Source organism: Cupriavidus sp. MPR-AND1C, assembly GCF_058809705.1.
In genome coordinates this window covers 1-18,491 of sequence record NZ_JBXASU010000121.1, presented here as the reverse complement: position 1 = coordinate 18,491, position 18,491 = coordinate 1, and the positions used below count along the sequence as shown (strand labels likewise).

17 protein-coding genes are annotated in these 18,491 nt (G+C 66.5%); 12 read left to right on the top strand and 5 right to left on the bottom strand.

Annotated elements, in window-relative coordinates; translation table 11 throughout:
- Positions 1 to 1,255, bottom strand: a 1,255-nt coding sequence (locus AC1RWI_RS34785; RefSeq protein ID WP_492368697.1) for an MFS transporter, incomplete at its 3' end; no start/stop codon positions are given.
- Positions 1,256 to 1,288: 33 nt separating this feature from the next.
- Complete coding sequence (gene speB, locus AC1RWI_RS34780; protein ID WP_043343597.1) at positions 1,289 to 2,275, bottom strand: agmatinase; 987 nt, start codon at positions 2,273 to 2,275, stop codon at positions 1,289 to 1,291.
- 129 nt (positions 2,276 to 2,404) lie between these two features.
- Here speB and AC1RWI_RS34775 point away from each other — a divergent pair, with 129 nt between their 5' ends.
- The 4 genes from AC1RWI_RS34775 to AC1RWI_RS34760 all read left to right on the top strand — a co-directional run bounded on the left by AC1RWI_RS34775 (position 2,405) and on the right by AC1RWI_RS34760 (position 5,763).
- The gene (locus AC1RWI_RS34775) at positions 2,405 to 3,301 is read left to right on the top strand and encodes a LysR family transcriptional regulator (protein ID WP_043343601.1); all 897 of its coding nucleotides are present in this window, start codon (positions 2,405 to 2,407) and stop codon (positions 3,299 to 3,301) included.
- A gap of 201 nt (positions 3,302 to 3,502) precedes the next feature.
- Complete coding sequence (locus AC1RWI_RS34770) at positions 3,503 to 4,390, top strand: hypothetical protein (protein ID WP_043351229.1); 888 nt, start codon at positions 3,503 to 3,505, stop codon at positions 4,388 to 4,390.
- Between the two features lie 114 nt (positions 4,391 to 4,504).
- Entirely contained in the window at positions 4,505 to 4,978 is a 474-nt protein-coding gene (nudB, locus tag AC1RWI_RS34765; protein ID WP_043351230.1) for a dihydroneopterin triphosphate diphosphatase, read from the top strand.
- Positions 4,975 to 5,763, top strand: a complete 789-nt coding sequence (locus tag AC1RWI_RS34760; protein WP_492870580.1) for an endonuclease/exonuclease/phosphatase family protein — start codon at positions 4,975 to 4,977, stop codon at positions 5,761 to 5,763. Before nudB ends, AC1RWI_RS34760 begins: the two co-directional genes overlap by 4 nt.
- A 21-nt stretch (positions 5,764 to 5,784) precedes the next feature.
- Here the strand turns inward: AC1RWI_RS34760 and AC1RWI_RS34755 are convergent, their stop codons facing one another.
- Positions 5,785 to 6,669, bottom strand: a complete 885-nt coding sequence (locus AC1RWI_RS34755; RefSeq protein ID WP_492870579.1) for a LysR family transcriptional regulator — start codon at positions 6,667 to 6,669, stop codon at positions 5,785 to 5,787.
- Between the two features lie 135 nt (positions 6,670 to 6,804).
- On the opposite strand from AC1RWI_RS34755, the gene AC1RWI_RS34750 reads away from it, so the two are divergent.
- Positions 6,805 to 7,404, top strand: a complete 600-nt coding sequence (locus tag AC1RWI_RS34750) for a short chain dehydrogenase (protein ID WP_492870578.1) — start codon at positions 6,805 to 6,807, stop codon at positions 7,402 to 7,404.
- Here AC1RWI_RS34750 and mobB read toward each other — a convergent pair.
- Entirely contained in the window at positions 7,389 to 7,946 is a 558-nt protein-coding gene (gene mobB / locus AC1RWI_RS34745; protein WP_043351233.1) for a molybdopterin-guanine dinucleotide biosynthesis protein B, read from the bottom strand. The two genes, AC1RWI_RS34750 and mobB, sit on opposite strands and share 16 nt — an antisense overlap.
- A gap of 141 nt (positions 7,947 to 8,087) precedes the next feature.
- Between mobB and clsB the strand changes: the two genes are divergently transcribed.
- From clsB to AC1RWI_RS34710, 7 genes are all read left to right on the top strand, one after another.
- The gene (clsB, locus tag AC1RWI_RS34740; RefSeq protein WP_492870577.1) at positions 8,088 to 9,404 is read left to right on the top strand and encodes a cardiolipin synthase ClsB; all 1,317 of its coding nucleotides are present in this window, start codon (positions 8,088 to 8,090) and stop codon (positions 9,402 to 9,404) included.
- A 369-nt stretch (positions 9,405 to 9,773) separates the two neighbouring features.
- Positions 9,774 to 10,364, top strand: coding sequence for a TetR/AcrR family transcriptional regulator (locus AC1RWI_RS34735; RefSeq protein ID WP_043343612.1), 591 nt, complete (start codon positions 9,774 to 9,776; stop codon positions 10,362 to 10,364).
- Positions 10,365 to 10,437: 73 nt separating this feature from the next.
- The gene (locus AC1RWI_RS34730; protein WP_492870576.1) at positions 10,438 to 12,225 is read left to right on the top strand and encodes an acyl-CoA dehydrogenase C-terminal domain-containing protein; all 1,788 of its coding nucleotides are present in this window, start codon (positions 10,438 to 10,440) and stop codon (positions 12,223 to 12,225) included.
- Between the two features lie 201 nt (positions 12,226 to 12,426).
- Positions 12,427 to 14,853, top strand: a complete 2,427-nt coding sequence (locus tag AC1RWI_RS34725; RefSeq protein WP_492870575.1) for a 3-hydroxyacyl-CoA dehydrogenase/enoyl-CoA hydratase family protein — start codon at positions 12,427 to 12,429, stop codon at positions 14,851 to 14,853.
- An 18-nt stretch (positions 14,854 to 14,871) separates the two neighbouring features.
- Positions 14,872 to 16,071: an acetyl-CoA C-acyltransferase gene (locus AC1RWI_RS34720; protein WP_492870581.1), complete on the top strand. Its 1,200-nt coding sequence runs from the start codon at positions 14,872 to 14,874 to the stop codon at positions 16,069 to 16,071.
- Between the two features lie 144 nt (positions 16,072 to 16,215).
- Positions 16,216 to 17,172, top strand: a complete 957-nt coding sequence (locus AC1RWI_RS34715; RefSeq protein WP_043343623.1) for a DegV family protein — start codon at positions 16,216 to 16,218, stop codon at positions 17,170 to 17,172.
- A gap of 54 nt (positions 17,173 to 17,226) precedes the next feature.
- Entirely contained in the window at positions 17,227 to 18,003 is a 777-nt protein-coding gene (locus tag AC1RWI_RS34710; protein WP_043343625.1) for an enoyl-CoA hydratase, read from the top strand.
- A gap of 26 nt (positions 18,004 to 18,029) precedes the next feature.
- Here the strand turns inward: AC1RWI_RS34710 and AC1RWI_RS34705 are convergent, their stop codons facing one another.
- Positions 18,030 to 18,452: an acyl-CoA thioesterase gene (locus tag AC1RWI_RS34705; RefSeq protein ID WP_043343628.1), complete on the bottom strand. Its 423-nt coding sequence runs from the start codon at positions 18,450 to 18,452 to the stop codon at positions 18,030 to 18,032.
- Between the last annotated feature and the right edge of the window lie 39 nt (positions 18,453 to 18,491).

Genomic DNA, 18,491 nt, shown 5'->3' with positions numbered 1-18,491 from the left:
GCCCCACCCACACCACGCACACCAGCGATAGCATCGCAGATCCCGCATAGAACACCGCCATCGGCCACCACTGCGGGAAGAACCTGTCCGCCAGCAGCGTTGCCAGCAGCGGTGTCAGGCCGCCGGCGAAGGCGCCGCACACCTGGTACGACAGCGAGATGGCGGTGTAGCGGATGCGCGCGGCGAACATGCCGGTGACAAAGCCGGCAATGACGGCGTAGTAGCCCGATTCGCATAGCGTGGCGATGGCGATGCCCAGGAATACCGTGTGCGGCTGCCCCATGCGCACCAGGGGCAGCATGGCGAACGGCACCACGATGGCGCAAGCGGCGACGATGGCGAGCACGCGCCAGGTGCCGAAGCGGTCCGCCAGATGCGCCGCGCCCAGTTGCACGAAGAACTGCAGTACCGCCACCCAGAACATGCAGTCGAGGATCATTGCCCGGTCCAGCGCCAGGTACTGCGTCGCATACGAGATCATGAAGATGTTGCTGAAGTACACGCCGGCGATGCCGTACACGTTGGCGCCGATCGCCAGCACGATCAGCGGCCACGCGCGTAGTGCTTCGGCCAGTGGCCGGCCGGCCACGTCGCCGGCGGCCCGCATGGCCTCGAATTCGGGCGATTCATTGACCGACCGCCGGACCACGAAGCCGACCGCCAGCAGCACCGCGCTGGCCAGGAAGGGCAGGCGCCAGCCCCATTGCATGAGGGCGTCGTGATCGAGCCGGCCCACGGCGCTGAAGGCCAGCATCGACAGGATCAGCCCGCCTGCGCTGCCCAGCTGCGCGAACGAGGCGAAGAAGGTACGCCGGCTGGCTGGCGCGTGCTCGCCTGCCAGCAACACCGCACCGCCCCATTCGCCGCCGACCGCGATGCCCTGCAGCACGCGCAGCGCCACCAGCGCCACGGGCGCGATCCATCCGGCCTGCGCATACGTAGGCAGGCAGCCGATCAGCACCGTGGCGATGGCCATCAAGGACAGCGTGCCCATGAGCGCGCGCTTGCGCCCAAGGCGATCGCCGATGCGGCCGAACAGCACGCCGCCAATGGGCCGCGCCAGAAAGCCGATGGCGAACGAGCCGAACGAGGCCAGCAGGCTCAGCAGGCGACTCTCCCCGGGGAAGAACAGCGGCCCGAACACTAGCGCCGCGGCGGTGGCGTAGCTGTAGAAGTCATACCACTCGATGGTGGTGCCGACAAAGGATGCCAGGGCCGCGCGGCGTGGCTGGGGAGCAGGCTGGGTAGTCTGCATGGTGGGTCTCCTGATGATTGTCCGGGGAGGGATTCAGGCGCCGCGGTACACGACGCCGGGCAGCACGCACAGTAGTTCGAACGCCAGATTGGCCCCGAGCAGCGCCGTGGTGCCGAACGGGTCGTACGGCGGCGATACCTCGACGAGGTCAGCGCCGACGATATCCAGCCCCCGCGCGCCACGTATGATCTCCAGCGCCTGTGGCACCGTCAGCCCGCCGATCTCCGGCGTGCCGGTGCCAGGCGCGTAGGCCGGGTCGATGCCATCGATGTCGAAACTGATGTAGACCGGGCCACCCTGCAGGCGCATGCCGATTTCCTCCATCAGCGGTGCCAGCGACCGGTACCAGCATGCTTCGGCCGTGATCACGCGAAAGCCCTGCTGGCGGCACCAGTCGAAATCCTCGGCGGCATAGCCGGTGCCGCGCAGGCCGATCTGCACCACACGGCCGCAATCGAGCAGCCCCTCCTCCACGGCGCGACGGAACGGCGTGCCGTGCGCGATCTTCTCGCCGAACATGGTGTCGTTCACGTCGGCATGCGCGTCGACATGGATCAGTCCGAGGCGGCCATGCCTGGCGTGCATGGCGCGCAGGATCGGCAGCGTGACCGTGTGGTCGCCGCCCAGCCCGATCGGGCGGCAACCCGTGGCGATGATGTCGCGGTAAGCCGCCTCGATGCGCGCGATGGCGTCATGCAGGTTGTACGGATTGGTCGCCACGTCGCCGATGTCGGCCACGCGCAGCGAATCGAAGGGGGCGGCGCGCGTGGCCATGTTGTAGGGGCGCAGCAGCACGGATTCGGCCCGGATCTGGCGGGGTCCCAGGCGCGCGCCGTTACGGTTGGAGGTGCCCAGGTCGAATGGCACGCCGACGAAGCAGGCATCCAGCCCGGCGGTGCTCGCGGCGGCGGGCAGCCGCATCATGGTGGCGATGCCGCCGAAGCGCGGCATGGCGTTGCCGGACATCGGCTGGAAGAGTCCGGCCTCATCGGCCGGGTGGCGTGGCGTATTTACATGCATGGTGATCGATTCATCGTGCCGCGCTCAGCGACACAATCTGGTGGGGAAAGCTGCATTCTTTCCGATTGCTCCGACGCGTAGAATGCGAAATCTCTGAACCAAACATTGATTCGGCTCGATGTATCGACCATGCTGGGACAACCTTCCGATCTTGACCTGCGCCTGATTCGCGTTTTCCTGGCGGTGGTGGATGCCAATGGCATCACGCCTGCGCAGGCGACGCTCAACGTCAGCCAGTCCACCATCAGCACGCAGCTTTCGACGCTGGAAACGCGCTTGGGCTACCGGCTGTGCGAGCGGGGGCGCAGCGGTTTCCGGCTGACCCCGCGGGGCCGGCAATTTGTCGAGTCCGGGCGCAAGCTGCTGACGGCGCTGGATGTCTTTGGCGCGGAAGCGCGCAAGGTGGGCCGCACGTTGGTGGGCACGCTCAGCCTGGGCTTGATCGGGCATACGCCGGTGAGCGCCAATGCACGAATCAGCCAGGCCATCGAGCGCTTCCGCCAACGGGACGAATCCGTGCATTTCTCCGTGTTGGTGCGTTCGCCGGGAGAGCTGGAAGGGATGCTGCTGGACGGCAAGATCCACATGGGCATCGGCTACTTCTGGCACCGTGTGCCGGCGCTGGACTACACGACAATCTTTCACGAGACGCAGCTCGCCTATGCCGGACGCAGCCATCCGCTCTTCGAGACGGCCGCGCGTGTCGACCCGACGGTCGCGCTTGGCCATGCGTGGGCCTGGCGCAGCTATCCGCTGCCGGAGGCGGCGGGTTCGCCGACAGACCGGCTGGTGACGGCAGTGGCGGACAATATGGAAGCGGTGGCGATGCTGGTGCTGTCCGGCCGCCACCTTGGGTACTTGCCCGCGCATTTCGCGGCGCCGTACGTGCAGCAGGGACAGCTGGCCCCGCTCGCGCCGGACGCGATGCGCTATGACGTACCGTTCGACATGGCGGTGCGCCGCAAGCCGCACCGTAACGATCTTCTGGACGCCTTCATTGCCGACATGAAGGCGGCGCATGCGTGAAGCGCGGGAGATCCGCTCAAGTCCGGCGGCGCGGTCTCTGATGCGCCACGGGCCACAGCCGGCACCCACAGCCGGCACCAATCCCTGGTTTCCAATTGTTACATCGCGGAACGAAGCCTTTTCCGTCCAGTCTTCTCCCTTTATAGCGCTGAGCCGCAAGCCCAATTCGAAGGCATGACGGCCGCGCGGGAGGAATTTGCCGTGCACCTGGATGTAGAACTGATTCGCCAGTTTTTACTGGCCCATGCCGAGACCATCCTCACCTGGCTGGCGGCCGGGCTGGTGATGATGCTGCTGGCGCGCTTCGAGCTGCGGCGCGCGGTGCGCCGCTCGGCGGTGGCCATGTCGGAGTCCGTGGCGACCACGGTGGCCGCTTGTGTGCCGGATATCGCGCATGCTGCGATATCCGGCGGCGGGGGCGTGCCCATGCCGGAACCGGTGGAGATGCAGCGCGCTGAAGCCCTGCGCCGGGTGGCGCTGGATACGGTGGGCACGGTCATGGCGCGTGGGCGCTGGCTGGAGGACCTCGGTAACCTGAGGCTGGCCGACGACGCCTTGTTGCAGGGCAGCCGCACGGGCGGTGCGGATCCGTTGCTGGTGGTGGCGCCGCAGCCGGTGGTGCAGGCTTACCTGACGGCCCAGCGCAGCTTCGATGCGTACGTCGCGCAACTGCGCGACGAGCGTCGCGAAGCGCTGCGGCTGCAGGATGGCTTGCAGGCGCTGGCCGCGGAGGCCACGCATATCGAGCAGGAGACCGGCAGCATCGTGATGCGCTTCGAGCAGGTCAATGCGCAGGCCGCCCAAGGTGTCGAGGCCGGAGACTACCAGCGCTTCCTGATCCAGAAGTACAACACGCTGGGCGTGCGAGAGAAGGAGATCACGCACGAGCGCGCGCAGTTGCAGGCGCAGGTGCAGCAATGCGCGGACCGCCTGGCCGTGCATGCGCAAGTGGCGTCGCGCGAGTACACGCGCGCGCTGACCCCGTTGATGCAGCAACTGCGCGCCGCGTGGGGCCACGGCGACTCGCCTGGCGTATTCGAGACCTGGTTGCGCGAGACGCCGGCGCAGTCCAGCGTCCATGCCGCATGAATGGGCGTGGGCAGCGAGTCCGCCATCTCCGCCATCTCCGCCATGTCCGTCATGTTTCCCATGGTGCCCGGGCGCATCTGCGGTAAGCTTGGGGACGCCGTTTGTCCTATCCCCATGTCCTACAAAATCCCTGAATCCGTCCTGGTTGTGATCCACACGCCAGACTTGCAAGTGCTGTTGATCGAGCGCGCCGACCGGCCGGGCTACTGGCAGTCGGTTACCGGCAGCCTGGACACGCCCGACGAGCCGCTGGCGCTGACGGCCGCGCGCGAGGTGGCCGAGGAAACCGGCCTGATCGCCGCCGAGCACCAGCTGGACGACTGGAACCACACCATCGAGTACGAAATCTACCCGCAGTGGCGCCACCGCTACGCACCGGGCGTGACGCGCAACACCGAGCACTGGTTTGGCCTGCGTGTCGCGCAGCCGCTGCCGGTGACGCTGGCGCCGCGCGAGCACTTGCAGTATCAGTGGCTACCGTGGCGGGAGGCCGCAGCGCTGTGCTTCTCGAGCAGCAATGCCGAGGCCGTGCTGCAGTTGGGCTGGCGGGTGCGGGGGCAGCGTGCGGCCTGCGGAGCGGACCTATGAGGCTGCGCGTCGTCACCTACAACATTCACAAGGGCGTGACCGGCATCAAGGGCAAGTCGCGTATCCATAACGTGCGTGATGGCCTGCACGTGGTGAATGCCGACATCGTCTTCCTGCAGGAAGTGCAGGATCGCAATGACCGCCTGGTGGCGGCGGCCTTGTTCGACCCGGATTACACCCAGCTCAACTATCTGGCGACCGACGCGTATCCGCATTCGGTCTACGGCCGCAATGCGGTGTATGACCACGGGCACCACGGCAACGCCATCCTGTCGCGCCATCCAATCCTGATGTCGGAAAACCTCGACATCTCCGACCATCGCTTCGAGCAGCGCGGCCTGCTGCACGCGGTGGCGGATATGAACGGGGTCGAGGCCCATCTGATCTGCGTGCATTTCGGCTTGTTCGCGCGCAGCCGCGCGCGCCAGGCGGAGGCGCTCGTCAAGCGGGTGCAGGATGTGGTGCCTGCCGAGGCGCCGCTGGTGATCGCCGGGGATTTCAATGACTGGAACCACCGGCTCGACAACCTGATCTGCAACACCCTCGGGGCGATGGAAGTGTCCTCCGCGGGTGGCGCGCGGCTGCACACCTTTCCCAGCCACATGCCCTGGTGGCAACTCGACCGCATCTATGTGCGCGGCTTCGAGATCGAGCACGCCAGCGCGCTGACCGGCCGCGACTGGGCCCAGCGCTCGGACCACGTGCCATTGATGGCGGAGCTTGCACGCATTGCCGTGCCGGAGCGGCCGGTTGTCCACAAGGCCAAGGCGGGCACGACTCCCTGAGGGCTATCCTCAGGGCTGTCCTCAGGCCCCCATTTTTTCCAGCATGACGTCAACAAAGCAGGCCTGCTTGGGCAGTGGCCGCGGGTCGCGCGGATAAAGCAGGTGGACCGGCCTTGGTACGGGCATGGCGTCTTCCAGCAGCGGGACCAGCAGCCCGGCGGCTATGTCTGCCGCCAGCAGCACTTCCGGCTGCATCACCACCCCACAGCCAGCCAGTGCCGCGCGCCGCAGCGCCTGGCCGTTGTTGGCCGCGAGCGGCGCCGATGACTTGGGCACCGCAGCACCATCCTCGGGGGCCGGCCACCCCATGCCTTGCGGCCACAACAGATGATTCAAGCAGCGGTGCCCGGCCAGCTCTGCCAGCGTGCGCGGATGGCCCGCTTGCGCGAGGTAGGCCGGCGCCGCGCAGATCGCCATGCGATACGGCCGCAACGGCCGCGCCACCAGATGGTCGGAGCTGGCCAGCGCGCCGATGCGCACGGCAGCGTCGAAACCATCGGCAATCAGGTCGGTGAACGCGTCGTCGAGCACCAGTTCCACCGTGACTTCCGGGTAGCGCAGCAGGTAGGCCGATACCGCTTCGGCTACCGCCGTCTCCCCCAACGTCACTGGTGCGCTCACGCGCAGGCGGCCGCGCGGCTGGCTGTGCAGACGCTCGGCCACGGTTTCCGCTTTGCGCACGCGCTCCAGGATCTGCCGGCATTCCTCCAGGAACAGGTGGCCGGCTTCGGTCAGGCTCTGGCGGCGCGTGCTGCGTTGCAGCAGGCGCACGCCAAGATGCCGCTCCAGTTGGCCGACATGCTTGCCTACCATCACCGCCGACAGGCCAAGCGCATCGGCGCAGGCGCTGAAGCTGCCGGCATCGGCAGCGGCGGCAAACACTTCCATGCTGCGCAGCTTGTCCATGGATTGCTAATTAAAAATTAGGGATATGCAAAATCCTAGCCCATTTATCCCTCCTTGATCCACTTTCACAATGCATTCCTGATGGCGGTAGAAGGAATGCCGTCTTCCTAAACAACCAGAACCATGGGGAATGCGATGAAGATTGTTGTGATCGGAGCCAGCGGAACGCTCGGCCAGGCGGTAGCAGAGAACCTGTCGGCTCGCCACGACGTGGTGCGGGTCGGCAAGTCGCGCGGCGATCATCGGGTCGACCTGACCCGGCCGGAATCCGTGCAGGCCTTGTTTGACGCGACCGGCCGGGTGGACGCGATCGTCGCCACGACCGGAAGCCTGTTTTTCGGGCCGCTCGCGCAGATGCGGGCCGAGGACTTCGAAATCGGGCTGCAGGACAAGTTGCTCGGGCAGGTGCGGCTGGCGCTGGTTGGCCAGCATTTCCTGAACGATGGCGGCTCGATCACGCTCACCAGCGGCATTGTCGGCAGCGAGCCGATCCGCATGGGTGCCAATGCCGGCAGCGTCAATGCGGCGCTGGAGGGGTTCGTGCGTAGCGCGGCGCCCGAACTGGAGCGCGGCCTGCGCATCAATGTGGTCAGCCCGACGGTAGTGCAGGAGTCATGGCCCGCGTATGGCGATTTCTTCCCCGGCTTTGAGCCGGTGCCGGCGGCGCGCGTCGCGCTGGCCTTCCAGCGCAGCGTGGAAGGGCCGCGCAGCGGGCATGTCTATCGGGTCTGGTGAGGCTGCGCCAGGGCGGCGGCCAGCGCGGGCGTGAGTTCGAGCGCGCTGTCGCGGATGACCTGGCAGATCGCGTCAAGGTCCGCCAGGTCCAGCACGGGCAAGGCGGTAAGCGCGGCCACCGCCTGCGGCTGGTCGCTGGCGACGGCCATGATGCTCGGCACTTCCGGCCATAGCGGCGGCCTGCCCAGGTCTGGGCGGAACACTTCCAGCTTGGGGAAATCGCTGCGCTTGTAACCCTCCACCAGCACCAGGTCCGTGTCGGCGGGCAGCACGGCCAGCGCATCTGCCAGCTCAGGCGAGGCCTCGGCTTCGGGATAGTGGCGCATCAGCGTGAGGTGCCGCGCGCCCACCAGCACGACATTGGCGCAGCCGGCCTGGCGCATGCGCCAAGAGTCCTTGCCCGGGGTGTCCGGGTCAAAGCCATGGTGGGTGTGCTTGACGCCGGCCACGCGCAGGCCGGCGGCGGCGAAGCGTGGGATCACTTGATCCAGCAACGTGGTCTTGCCGCTGCCGGACGCACCGGAGATGCCGAAAACCTTCACGATGTCGGGGCTTGCGAGGGGATGAAGCGGCGACGATAGCAGAGAAAGGCCGCCGCGGCGCGCATGGCCCCACACGCTGTGTGCGCCGCGCGCGTCGCCTGGCGCACGCACAGGACATCGGCGTGCCTGATAATGTGGCTCATGTCATCGATTCCGCCCCCACGCCCGCCCCGCGCGCCGCCTCCCGGGCTCACCGCGAGCCGCGACGATGCCCGCGCAAGCGCGCCACGGCATGCCGGCCCACTGCGCTCCGAATGGCGCCGCGGCAGGCCTCTGGGCGGCAACGCGGTCCGTTTGCTGCGCGGCGGCAATGCGTTCTTCCCGGCCTTGGTTGCCGCGATCGACCAGGCTGCATTCTCGGTGTCGCTCGAGACCTACATTTACGCCGATGATGCGGTCGGCGCGGCGGTAAGCGATGCGCTGATCCGTGCCGCCGGGCGGGGCGTGGCCGTGCACCTGGTGGTGGACGGTTTCGGCGCCGGCGACATGCCGGCCGGGCTTGCCGAGCGCCTGCGCGAGGGCGGTGTGTGCCTCAAGATATTCCGCCCGCTGCGCCGCTTCAGCCTGGCGCGGCGCAACCTGCGCCGGCTGCACCGCAAGCTGGCCGTGATCGACCAGCAGATCGGCTTTGTTGGCGGCATCAACATCATTGACGACAACAACCATGGGCCCTTCGAGAGCGCCGGGCTCGGCCCCCGCTACGACTTCGCGGTGGAGGTGCGGGGGCCGCTGGTCAACCAGATCGCGCTGACCGCCGAGCGCCTGTGGTGGCAGCTATCGCTGCGCGGCGAAATGCGCAGCGTGGGCCTGGCGGGGGTGGCGGCGGAGTTTCCGCTGATCACCGACCTGCCGCTGCCGCGCCAGGACCAGGCCGGCGGCATGCGCGCGGTGCTGCTGCTGCGCGACAACCTGCGCAACCGGCGCGCCATCGAACGCGAGTACCTGCAGGCGTTGGGCGGCGCGCGCCGGGAAGTGATCATTGCCAACGCCTACTTCCTGCCTGGGCACAAGATGCGCCGTGCGCTGCTGGCGTGCCGCAAGCGCGGCGTGCGCGTGCGGCTGTTGCTCCAGGGTAGGGTCGAGTACCGTTTGCAGCACTATGCAACCCATTCGCTTTATGCGACCTTGCTCGGCGCCGGCGTGGAAATCTACGAATACGCCGATAGTTTCCTGCACGCCAAGGTGGCCGTGGTCGACGATGCCTGGGCCACGGTGGGCTCCAGCAACATGGACCCGTTCAGCCTGCTGCTGGCCCGCGAGGCCAACGTCGCGGTCTATGACGGTGCGTTTTGCGCCGAGCTGCGCCAGGAGCTGGAGCACGCCATTGCCTCGCGCAGCATCGAGGTCAAGGCCGCCACGCATGCGCGCCGTTCGGCGGTGCGCCGGATGGCGAACTGGGCCGCCTATATGGTGCTGCGTGTCGGCGTGATCATCGCCGGCGTGACAGGGCGCTACTGATCGCGGGACAATGCCGGGGTGGGGTGATGCTGCTATGCATCACTCGCGGCGGCAATGATCGTTATCCCGCTGCGTCGCGGCATGTTGCGGCGCGGGAGCGCGGCCGCTGCGTTTAGAAACCCCGATCTAATTAAAAGCTTGCTGCCAGCGGGCGCGATCACAATAATCTGAACGGTCGTTCTTTTTTGCCTTAGACTGCGTGCATTCGGGTCTGCCAGGCGGTGAAGCAGCCAGCCGGGCAGCGAAAAAAATGCATTACGTCAGGGTCATACGCGGCGCGATCCGTATCGCGCCGCGAAGAACGGAGAAAAAATCATGCGACACCAGTCAGCTCGTCTCGAATCTGCTACTTCCGCGTCCCCCGCGCCCATGCGCAAGGGGGAAATGACGCGCGTGGCCATTCTGGATGCCGCGCTGGAATTGTCGTCCCGCGACGGGCTCGAAGGCTTGACCATCGGGCTGCTCGCGGAACGCATGCAGATGAGCAAAAGCGGCGTGTTCGCGCACTTCGGTTCGCGCGAGGACTTGCAGGTGGAAGTGGTGCGCGAGTATCACCGCCGGTTCGAGCAGGAGGTTTTCTATCCCTCGCTGCACGAGCCGCGCGGGCTGCCGCGCCTGCAGTCCATGGTGCGCCGCTGGATGGAAAAGCGCATCCAGGAAGTGACCACGGGATGCATCTACATCAGCGGGGCGGTGGAGTACGACGACCGCGCGGAAAGCCCGGTGCGTGACGAACTCGTCAAGAGCGTCACCATCTGGCGCGCCGCGCTGACGCGCGCCATCGACCAGGCACGGGAAGAGGGGCACCTGCGTGCGGATTGCGATCCGCGCCTGATGCTGTTCGAAATGTACAGCCTTGAACTAGGCTTGCATCATGACGCCCGCTTCCTGCGCTTGCCCGCGAGTGCCGAGCTTGCCATGGTCGCGCTCAATAAACTGATTCAGTCCTACCGTACCTGACGCCGCCGCGGCGTCCCGTGCCGGATCGTGCACGGGCGGCGTAGCGGCTTTGCAAACCTCCAAGGAGTCTTTGATGGGCCAGTACACCGCACCGTTGCGCGACATGCAGTTCGTGCTCCATGAATTGCTCGGCGTGGAAGCCGAACTCAAGGCGCTGCCGAAGCACGCCGACGTTGACGCGGACACCATCAACCAGGTGCTTGAGCAAGCCGGCAAGTTCTGCTCCGAGGTCGTGTTCCCGCTCAACCAGAGCGGCGACCGCGAAGGCTGTACCTACGTCGGCGACGGCGTGGTGACGGCGCCCAAGGGCTTTAAGGAAGCGTACAAGCAGTACGTGGAAGCCGGCTGGCCGGCACTGGGCTGCGACCCCGAATACGGTGGCCAGGGCCTGCCTATCCTGGTCAACAATGCCTTGTACGAGATGCTGAACTCGGCCAACCAGGCGTGGACCATGTACCCCGGCCTGTCGCACGGCGCGTATGAAGCGCTGCACGCGCACGGCACGCCCGAGCTGCAGAAGGTCTACCTGCCCAAGCTGGTCAGCGGCGAATGGACCGGCACCATGTGCCTGACCGAGCCGCACTGCGGCACCGACCTGGGCATCCTGCGCAGCAAGGCCGAGCCGCAGGCCGATGGCTCCTACACCATTACCGGCACCAAGATCTTCATCTCGGCCGGCGAGCACGATCTTTCCGCCAACATCATCCACCTGGTGCTGGCGCGGCTGCCGGATGCGCCGCAAGGCACCAAAGGCATCTCGCTGTTCGTCGTGCCCAAGTTCGTCCCCGATGCGAGCGGCAATCCGGGCGAGCGCAACGGCATCAAGTGCGGCTCGATCGAGCACAAGATGGGCATCCACGGCAACGCCACCTGCGTGATGAACCTGGACGGCGCGCGCGGCTGGCTGGTGGGTGAGCCCAACAAGGGCCTGAACGCCATGTTCGTGATGATGAACGCTGCCCGCCTGGGCGTGGGCATGCAGGGCCTCGGGCTGACTGAAGTGGCTTACCAGAACTCGCTGGCCTATGCCAAGGACCGCCTGCAGATGCGCGCGCTGACCGGTCCCAAGGCACCGGACAAGCCGGCCGACCCGATCATCGTGCACCCGGACGTGCGCCGCATGCTGCTGACGCAGAAGGCTTTTGCCGAAGGCGGCCGCGCGTTCAGCTACTGGACCGCGCTGCAGATCGACCGCGAACTGTCGCACCCGGACGAGTCCGTGCGCAAGGAAGCGGGCGACCTGGTTGCGTTGCTCACGCCCGTGATCAAGGCCTTCCTGACCGACAACGCGTTCACCGCCACCAACGAAGGCATGCAGGTGTTCGGCGGCCACGGCTACATCGCCGAGTGGGGCATGGAGCAGTATGTGCGTGACGCGCGCATCAACATGATCTACGAAGGCACCAACACCATCCAGGCGCTGGACCTGCTGGGCCGCAAGATCCTGGGCGACATGGGCGCCAAGATGAAGGCCTTCGGCAAGATCGTGCAGGCGTTCGTCGAGGAAGAAGGCACCAACGAAGCCATGCAGGAGTTCGTCAACCCGCTGGCAGACCTGGGCGACAAGGTGCAGAAGCTCACCATGGAAATCGGCATGAAGGCCATGGGCAACCCCGACGAAGTCGGCGCTGCCGCCGTGCCTTACGTGCGCGTGGTGGGCCACCTGGTGTTCTCGTACTTCTGGGCCCGCATGGCTAAGATCGCGCTGGAGAAGGAAGCCAGTGGCGACAAGTTCTACACCACCAAGCTGGCGACCGCACGCTTCTACTTTGCCAGGCTGCTGCCGGAGACGGCATCGCAGATCCGCATGGCACGCGCTGGTTCGGCCACGCTGATGGCGCTGGACGCGGATCTGTTCTGATCAGCCGTCTTGAATTAATACGGTTGACTTAGCGCAGGGGCAGGCTACTGGCTCTGATGGTGTCGATGCCAATGGTGTACTCCCCTCTCCCGCAAGCGGGAGAGGGGAGTACACCCGCGGCAACACCAACGCCAACGCCAGCGCCAGCGCCACGCGCAGCCAGCCCACCTCATCTCAACGCTCACTTTCCTAGGAGCGCGCATGTCCAATTTCATCGTCAAGAAGGTCGCCGTGCTGGGTGCCGGCGTCATGGGGGCGCAGATCGCCGCCCATCTCGTCAACGCCCGCGTGCCCGTGGTGCTGTTCGACCTGCCGGCCAAGGAAGGCCCCAAGAACGGCATCTCGCTGCGCGCCATCGAGAACCTGAAGAAGCTCTCGCCGGCACCGCTGGGCATCAATGACGAGGCCGGCCTGATCCAGGCCGCCAACTACGAAGACGATCTCGCGCTGCTCAAGGAATGCGACGTGGTGATCGAAGCCATCGCCGAGCGCATGGACTGGAAGCATGACCTGTACAAGAAGGTCGCACCACACCTGGCATCGCACACGATCTTCGCCACCAATACCTCGGGCCTGTCGATCACTGCGCTGTCCGATGGTTTCGACGCGGATCTGAAGTCGCGCTTCTGCGGCGTGCACTTCTTCAACCCGCCGCGCTACATGCACCTGGTGGAGTTGATCCCGACCGCGACCACGCAGCCCGCGATCCTGGACCGCCTGGAAACCTTCCTGACCTCCACGCTTGGCAAGGGCGTGGTGCGGGCCAAGGACACGCCGAACTTCATCGCCAACCGCGTCGGCATCTTCTCGATCCTGGCGGTGTTCGCCGAGGCTGAGAAGTACGGCATCCCCTTCGACGTAGTCGACGACCTGACCGGCTCCAAGCTGGGCCGCGCCAAGTCCGCCACCTTCCGCACCGCCGACGTGGTGGGCCTGGACACCATGGCCCACGTGATCAAGACCATGCAGGACACCCTGATGGACGATCCGTTTGCGCCGGTGTACAAGACGCCCGCCGTGCTCAAGGGGCTGGTGGATGCGGGCGCATTGGGCCAGAAGACCGGCGCCGGCTTCTACAAGAAGGAAGGCAAGGCCATCAAGGTGCTGGACCCCAAGACGGGCCAATACGTCGACTCGGGCAAGAAGGCCGACGAGATCGTGGTGCGCATGCTGAAGAAGGAGCCGGCCGAGCGCATCAAGCTGCTGCGCGAATCCACCAACCCGCAGGCGCAATTCCTGTGGGCGGTGTTCCGCGACGTGTTCCACTACATCGGCGTCTACCTGGAGCAGATTGCCGGCTCCGCCGCCGATATCGACCTGGCGATCCGCTGGGGCTTCGGCTGGAACTCCGGCCCCTTCGAGGACTGGCAATCGGCCGGCTGGAAGCAGGTGGCCGAGTGGGTGAAGGAAGACATCGAAGCCGGCAAGGGCCTGGCCAACGTGGCGCTGCCCGCGTGGGTCTTCGCAGGCCCGGTGGCCGAGAACCAGGGCGTGCATGGCGCGCAGGGTTCGTGGTCGCCCGCCGCGCAAGCCTTCGTGCAGCGCAATGCGTTGCCGGTGTACGCGCGCCAGGTGTTCCGCGCCGCGCTCAAGGGCACCGCCGCAGCCGACCCGCGCAAGGCTGGCCGCACCGTGGAAGAAAACGATGCGGTACGCATCTGGGTGAGCGAGGGCCAGGACGATGTGCTGGTGGTTTCGTTCAAGAGCAAGATGAACACCATCGGCCCGGACGTGATCGATGGCCTGACGCGCGCCATCGACCTGGCGCAAGCCGAGTACAAGGGCCTGGTCGTGTGGCAGCCGACGTCGCTGCAACTGGGCGCGCCGGGTGGCCCGTTCTCCGCGGGCGCCAACCTGGAAGCCGCGATGCCGGCCTTCATGATGGGCGGCGCCAAGGGCATCGAGCCCTTCGTCAAGAAATTCCAGGACGGCATGATGCGGGTGAAGTATTCCGCCGTGCCGGTGGTGTCGGCGGCGTCCGGCATCGCGCTGGGCGGCGGCTGCGAGCTGATGCTGCATTCGGCCAAGCGCGTGGCCGCGCTGGAAACCTATATCGGCCTGGTGGAAGTGGGTGTGGGCCTGGTGCCGGCGGGCGGCGGACTGAAGGAAGCGGCCTTGGCGGCTGCACGCGCGGCACAAGCCGCTGGCAGCACCAACTACCTGCAGTTCCTCACCAACCGTTTCCAGGCGGCCGCCATGGCGAAGGTTTCGGCTTCGGCGCTGGACGCGCAGAAGATGGGCTACCTGCAGCCGTCGGACACCATCGTGTTCAACGTGCATGAGCTGCTCCACGTGGCGCAGAACGAAGTGCGCGCGCTGTCCAACGCGGGCTACCGCGCCCCGGTACCGGGCACGCTGGTGCCGGTGGCGGGCCGCAGCGGCATTGCCACCATCAAGGCGTCGCTGGCCAATATGCGCGACGGCGGCTTCATCTCCGCGCACGACTTCCTGATTGCCAGTCGCATTGCCGAGGCAGTGTGCGGCGGCGACGTGGAAGCCGGCTCGCTGGTCAGCGAGGAATGGTTGCTGGCGCTGGAACGCAAGGCCTTTGTCGACCTGCTCGGCACGGGCAAGACCCAGGAACGCATCATGGGCATGCTGCAGACCGGCAAGCCGGTGCGCAACTAAGGCAAGCGAGGAACCGACATCATGAAACAACTGCAAGACGCATACATCGTTGCCGCGACCCGCACGCCCATCGGCAAGGCTCCCAAGGGCGCGTTCAAGAACACCCGCCCGGACGACCTGCTGGCCACCATCCTGCGCGCGGCCGTGGCGCAGGTGCCTAACCTCGATCCCAGGCTGATCGAAGACGCCATCGTTGGCTGCGCCATCCCCGAGGCGCAGCAGGGCCTGAACGTCGCGCGCATCGGCGCGCTGCTGTCGGGCCTGCCGAACACCGTGGGCGGCATCACCGTCAACCGCTTCTGCGCTTCCGGCCTGTCGGCCGTGGCCATGGCCGCCGACCGCATCCGCGTGGGCGAGTCCGACGTGATGATCGCCGCTGGCGTGGAGTCGATGAGCATGGTGCCGATGATGGGCAATTCGCCATCGATGTCGCCGGCGATCTTCGAGCGCGACGAGAACATCGGCATCGCCTACGGCATGGGCCTGACCGCCGAGAAGGTCGCGCAGAAGTGGCAGGTCAGCCGCGAAGTCCAGGATGCTTTCTCGCTTGCTTCGCACCAGAAGGCGATCCGCGCGCAGCAGGCCGGCGACTTCAAGGACGAAATCACCCCGATCGAGATCGTCGAGAGGTTCCCCAACCTGGCCAGCGGCCAGGTCGACGTGAAGACACGCACCATCTCGATGGACGAAGGCCCGCGTTCGCAGACCTCGATCGAAGGCCTGGGCAAGCTGCGCCCGGTGTTTGCCAACAAAGGCAGCGTCACCGCCGGCAACAGCTCGCAGACTTCGGATGGCGCCGGCGCGCTGATCCTGGTTTCGGAAAAGATCCTCAAGCAGTTCAACCTGGTACCGCTGGCGCGCTTCGTGTCGTTCGCGGTGCGCGGCGTGCCGCCCGAGATCATGGGCATCGGCCCCAAGGAAGCGATTCCCGCGGCGCTCAAGGCAGCCGGCCTCACGCAGGACCAGATGGACTGGATCGAGTTGAACGAAGCCTTTGCCGCGCAGTCGCTGGCGGTGATGCGCGACCTGCAGCTGGACCCGGCCAAGGTCAACCAGATGGGCGGCGCGATTGCGCTGGGCCACCCGCTGGGCGCCACCGGCGCGATCCGTTCGGCCACCGTGGTGCACGCCTTGCGCCGTAACAACCTGAAGTACGGCATGGTCACCATGTGCGTCGGCACCGGCATGGGCGCCGCGGGTATCTTCGAGCGCGTCTGAACGCGCCGTGGGGCAGGCAGCCTGGGCGCCAGGCGCGTTCGTACTGCCTGCCCCCAACTCTCTATCAGGTGAAGAAAGCGGTGCCATAACAAGGAGACAGCTGCCGCCCCGATGCGGCTCACCTGACAGGGAGGAAGCAACAAGATGCAGGAGACACTCATTCTGGCCGACGCCGCGTGCGACATGCCGCGCGCACTGATGGCCGAGCTCGGCGTGCGCACGGTGCCGTTCCGCATTCGCGCGGGCGACCGCTTCGTGGCCGATGTGCGCGACGAGCCGGCCTTGCCGTCGCTCTACGCGCAATACCTGGTCGGCAAGCAGGACCACTACGCCGAATCCATTCCCTTGCTCGAACGCGAGATCGAAGACCACCTGCTCAAGCATGTGGTGACCTCATGCGACCGCGCGCTGCTGCTCACCATCGCCAGCAGCCGCAGCAAGCTGTATGCGCATGCCTCGGGCGCCGTGGTTGGCACCGTGGCCAAGAGCTTCAAGGCACGCAAGGATGCGGGGCGCACGGGGTTGTTCGAGCTCACCGTGATCGACACCGGCGCGATCGGCCCGGGCCAGGCGCTGATCGTGCGCGAGGCGGCACGCATGCTGGGCGGCGGCGCCAGCGCGCAAACGGTGGTGCAGGCCGTGGAGACACGCCTGCGCGACGCCGCGCATATGTTCCTGGTGCCCGACGAGTTGCTCTACATGTACACGCGGGCCAGGCACAAGGGCGAGAACAGCATCACCTGGGGCCGCTACATGCTCGGCAGCGCGTTCAATATCCGCCCCGTCGTGCATATGCATCGTGGCCAGACCGAGCCGGTGGCCAAGGCGCGCGGCGCGGACGAAGGCATGCGCCGCGTGATGGCGCATGCGCAGCAGTGCATTCGCAGCGGCCGCCTGCTGAGTCCGGCGGTAGCGCTGAGCTATGCCGGGCCGCCCGGGGCGATTCAAGCGTTGCCTGCCTATCAGTCGCTCGCGCGCACCGCGCAGCAGCATGACGTGGAGCTGATGCTGGCGCCGATGAGCCTGACGGTGGCGCTCAACGTCGGCGCAAAGGCGTTCGGGATGAGCTATCTTTGCGAGAATCCGCCGGCGTTCGAATGACCGGGTTCCGGCACGGCGGACAAGTCAACCAAGCAGTAAGGAGAAGACGATTTCATGAGCATCCTGACCACCATCGAGCAAGGCATCCTGACCCTTGAATTCGATCGCCTCGACAAGAAGAACGCCATCACGGCGGCGATGTACCAGGCCATGGCCGATGCGCTGCGCGCGGCCGATGCCGACCCCGCCGTGCGCGTCATCGTGATCCGCGGCAAGCCGGAAGTGTTCACCGCGGGCAATGACCTGGAAGACTTCATGCAGCGTCCGCCGACCGCGGGCGAGGGTGACCAGCCGGCGCCTGTATTCCAGTTCCTGCAGCAGATCAGCCAGGCCAGCAAGCCGCTGGTGGCGGCGGTGAGCGGCCCGGCGGTAGGCGTGGGCACCACCATGCTGCTGCATTGCGACCTGGTCTATGTCTCCGAGACGGCCAAGCTGTCGTTGCCGTTCGTGCAACTGGGCCTGTGCCCGGAGGCGGCATCGAGCTTGCTGTTGCCGCGCCTGCTGGGCCACCAGCGCGCGGCCGAGAAACTGATGCTGGGTGAGGCCTTCAGCGCGCAGGAAGCGCTGCAGATCGGCCTGGCCACGCGCGTGCTGCCGGTGGCGGAGCTCAACGAGTTCGTGCACCAGCAGGCGCGCAAGCTAGCTGCGTTGCCGGCTTCGTCGCTCAGGGAAACCAAGCGCCTGATGAAGGGCGGCGAAAAGGCGGCCGTGCAGGCCAAGATGGCGGAGGAGGGCGAAGTGTTCCGGCGCATGCTGCAGGCGCCGGAAGCCAAGGAGGCGTTCAAGGCGTTCTTCGAGAAGCGCCGCCCGGACTTCTCGCAGTTCAGCTAAGGCTCATGGAAACCGCCGCCGCGCACTCAGGCCAGCGGCGTGTCCTTTCCCTTCGGCAGCACGCGCGGCTGGCGTGTATCGTCGGTGGCAACGTAGGTCAGGGTGGCTTCGGTCACCTTGACGATCTCGTTGCTGTGGCGCATGCGTTGCGCATAGACCTCGACCGATACGGTGATCGAGGTGCGGCCCGTCTTCTCGATATCGGCGTAGAAGCTCACCAGGTCGCCGACAAAGACCGGATGCTTGAACAGGAAGGAATTCACCGCCACGGTGGCCACGCGGCCCTGGGCGCGTTCCACCGCCGGGATCGAGCCGGCGATGTCCACCTGGGCCATGATCCAGCCTCCGAAGACGTCGCCATGCACATTGGCATCCGCGGGCATGGGGACCACGCGCAGTGCGGGATTCTTGCCAGGGGGCAGGCAGGGGAGGACGTTGGCTTGATTCATGATGGCTGCTTGATGAGGCTGGATGGGTTGGGGCGGGGT

What these genes read in the sequence shown, in the direction of transcription:
- AC1RWI_RS34735 (WP_043343612.1), top strand. Translation starts at nt 9,774, where the DNA reads ATGCGCAAGGGGGAAATGACGCGCGTGGCCATTCTGGATGCCGCGCTG.
- AC1RWI_RS34775 (WP_043343601.1), top strand. Translation starts at nt 2,405, where the DNA reads ATGCTGGGACAACCTTCCGATCTTGACCTGCGCCTGATTCGCGTTTTC.
- AC1RWI_RS34755 (WP_492870579.1), bottom strand. Translation starts at nt 6,669, where the DNA reads ATGGACAAGCTGCGCAGCATGGAAGTGTTTGCCGCCGCTGCCGATGCC.
- clsB (WP_492870577.1), top strand. Translation starts at nt 8,088, where the DNA reads ATGTCATCGATTCCGCCCCCACGCCCGCCCCGCGCGCCGCCTCCCGGG.
- AC1RWI_RS34725 (WP_492870575.1), top strand. Translation starts at nt 12,427, where the DNA reads ATGTCCAATTTCATCGTCAAGAAGGTCGCCGTGCTGGGTGCCGGCGTC.
- AC1RWI_RS34760 (WP_492870580.1), top strand. Translation starts at nt 4,975, where the DNA reads ATGAGGCTGCGCGTCGTCACCTACAACATTCACAAGGGCGTGACCGGC.
- AC1RWI_RS34730 (WP_492870576.1), top strand. Translation starts at nt 10,438, where the DNA reads ATGGGCCAGTACACCGCACCGTTGCGCGACATGCAGTTCGTGCTCCAT.
- AC1RWI_RS34750 (WP_492870578.1), top strand. Translation starts at nt 6,805, where the DNA reads ATGAAGATTGTTGTGATCGGAGCCAGCGGAACGCTCGGCCAGGCGGTA.
- speB (WP_043343597.1), bottom strand. Translation starts at nt 2,275, where the DNA reads ATGCATGTAAATACGCCACGCCACCCGGCCGATGAGGCCGGACTCTTC.
- AC1RWI_RS34715 (WP_043343623.1), top strand. Translation starts at nt 16,216, where the DNA reads ATGCAGGAGACACTCATTCTGGCCGACGCCGCGTGCGACATGCCGCGC.
- nudB (WP_043351230.1), top strand. Translation starts at nt 4,505, where the DNA reads ATGTCCTACAAAATCCCTGAATCCGTCCTGGTTGTGATCCACACGCCA.
- AC1RWI_RS34710 (WP_043343625.1), top strand. Translation starts at nt 17,227, where the DNA reads ATGAGCATCCTGACCACCATCGAGCAAGGCATCCTGACCCTTGAATTC.
- AC1RWI_RS34705 (WP_043343628.1), bottom strand. Translation starts at nt 18,452, where the DNA reads ATGAATCAAGCCAACGTCCTCCCCTGCCTGCCCCCTGGCAAGAATCCC.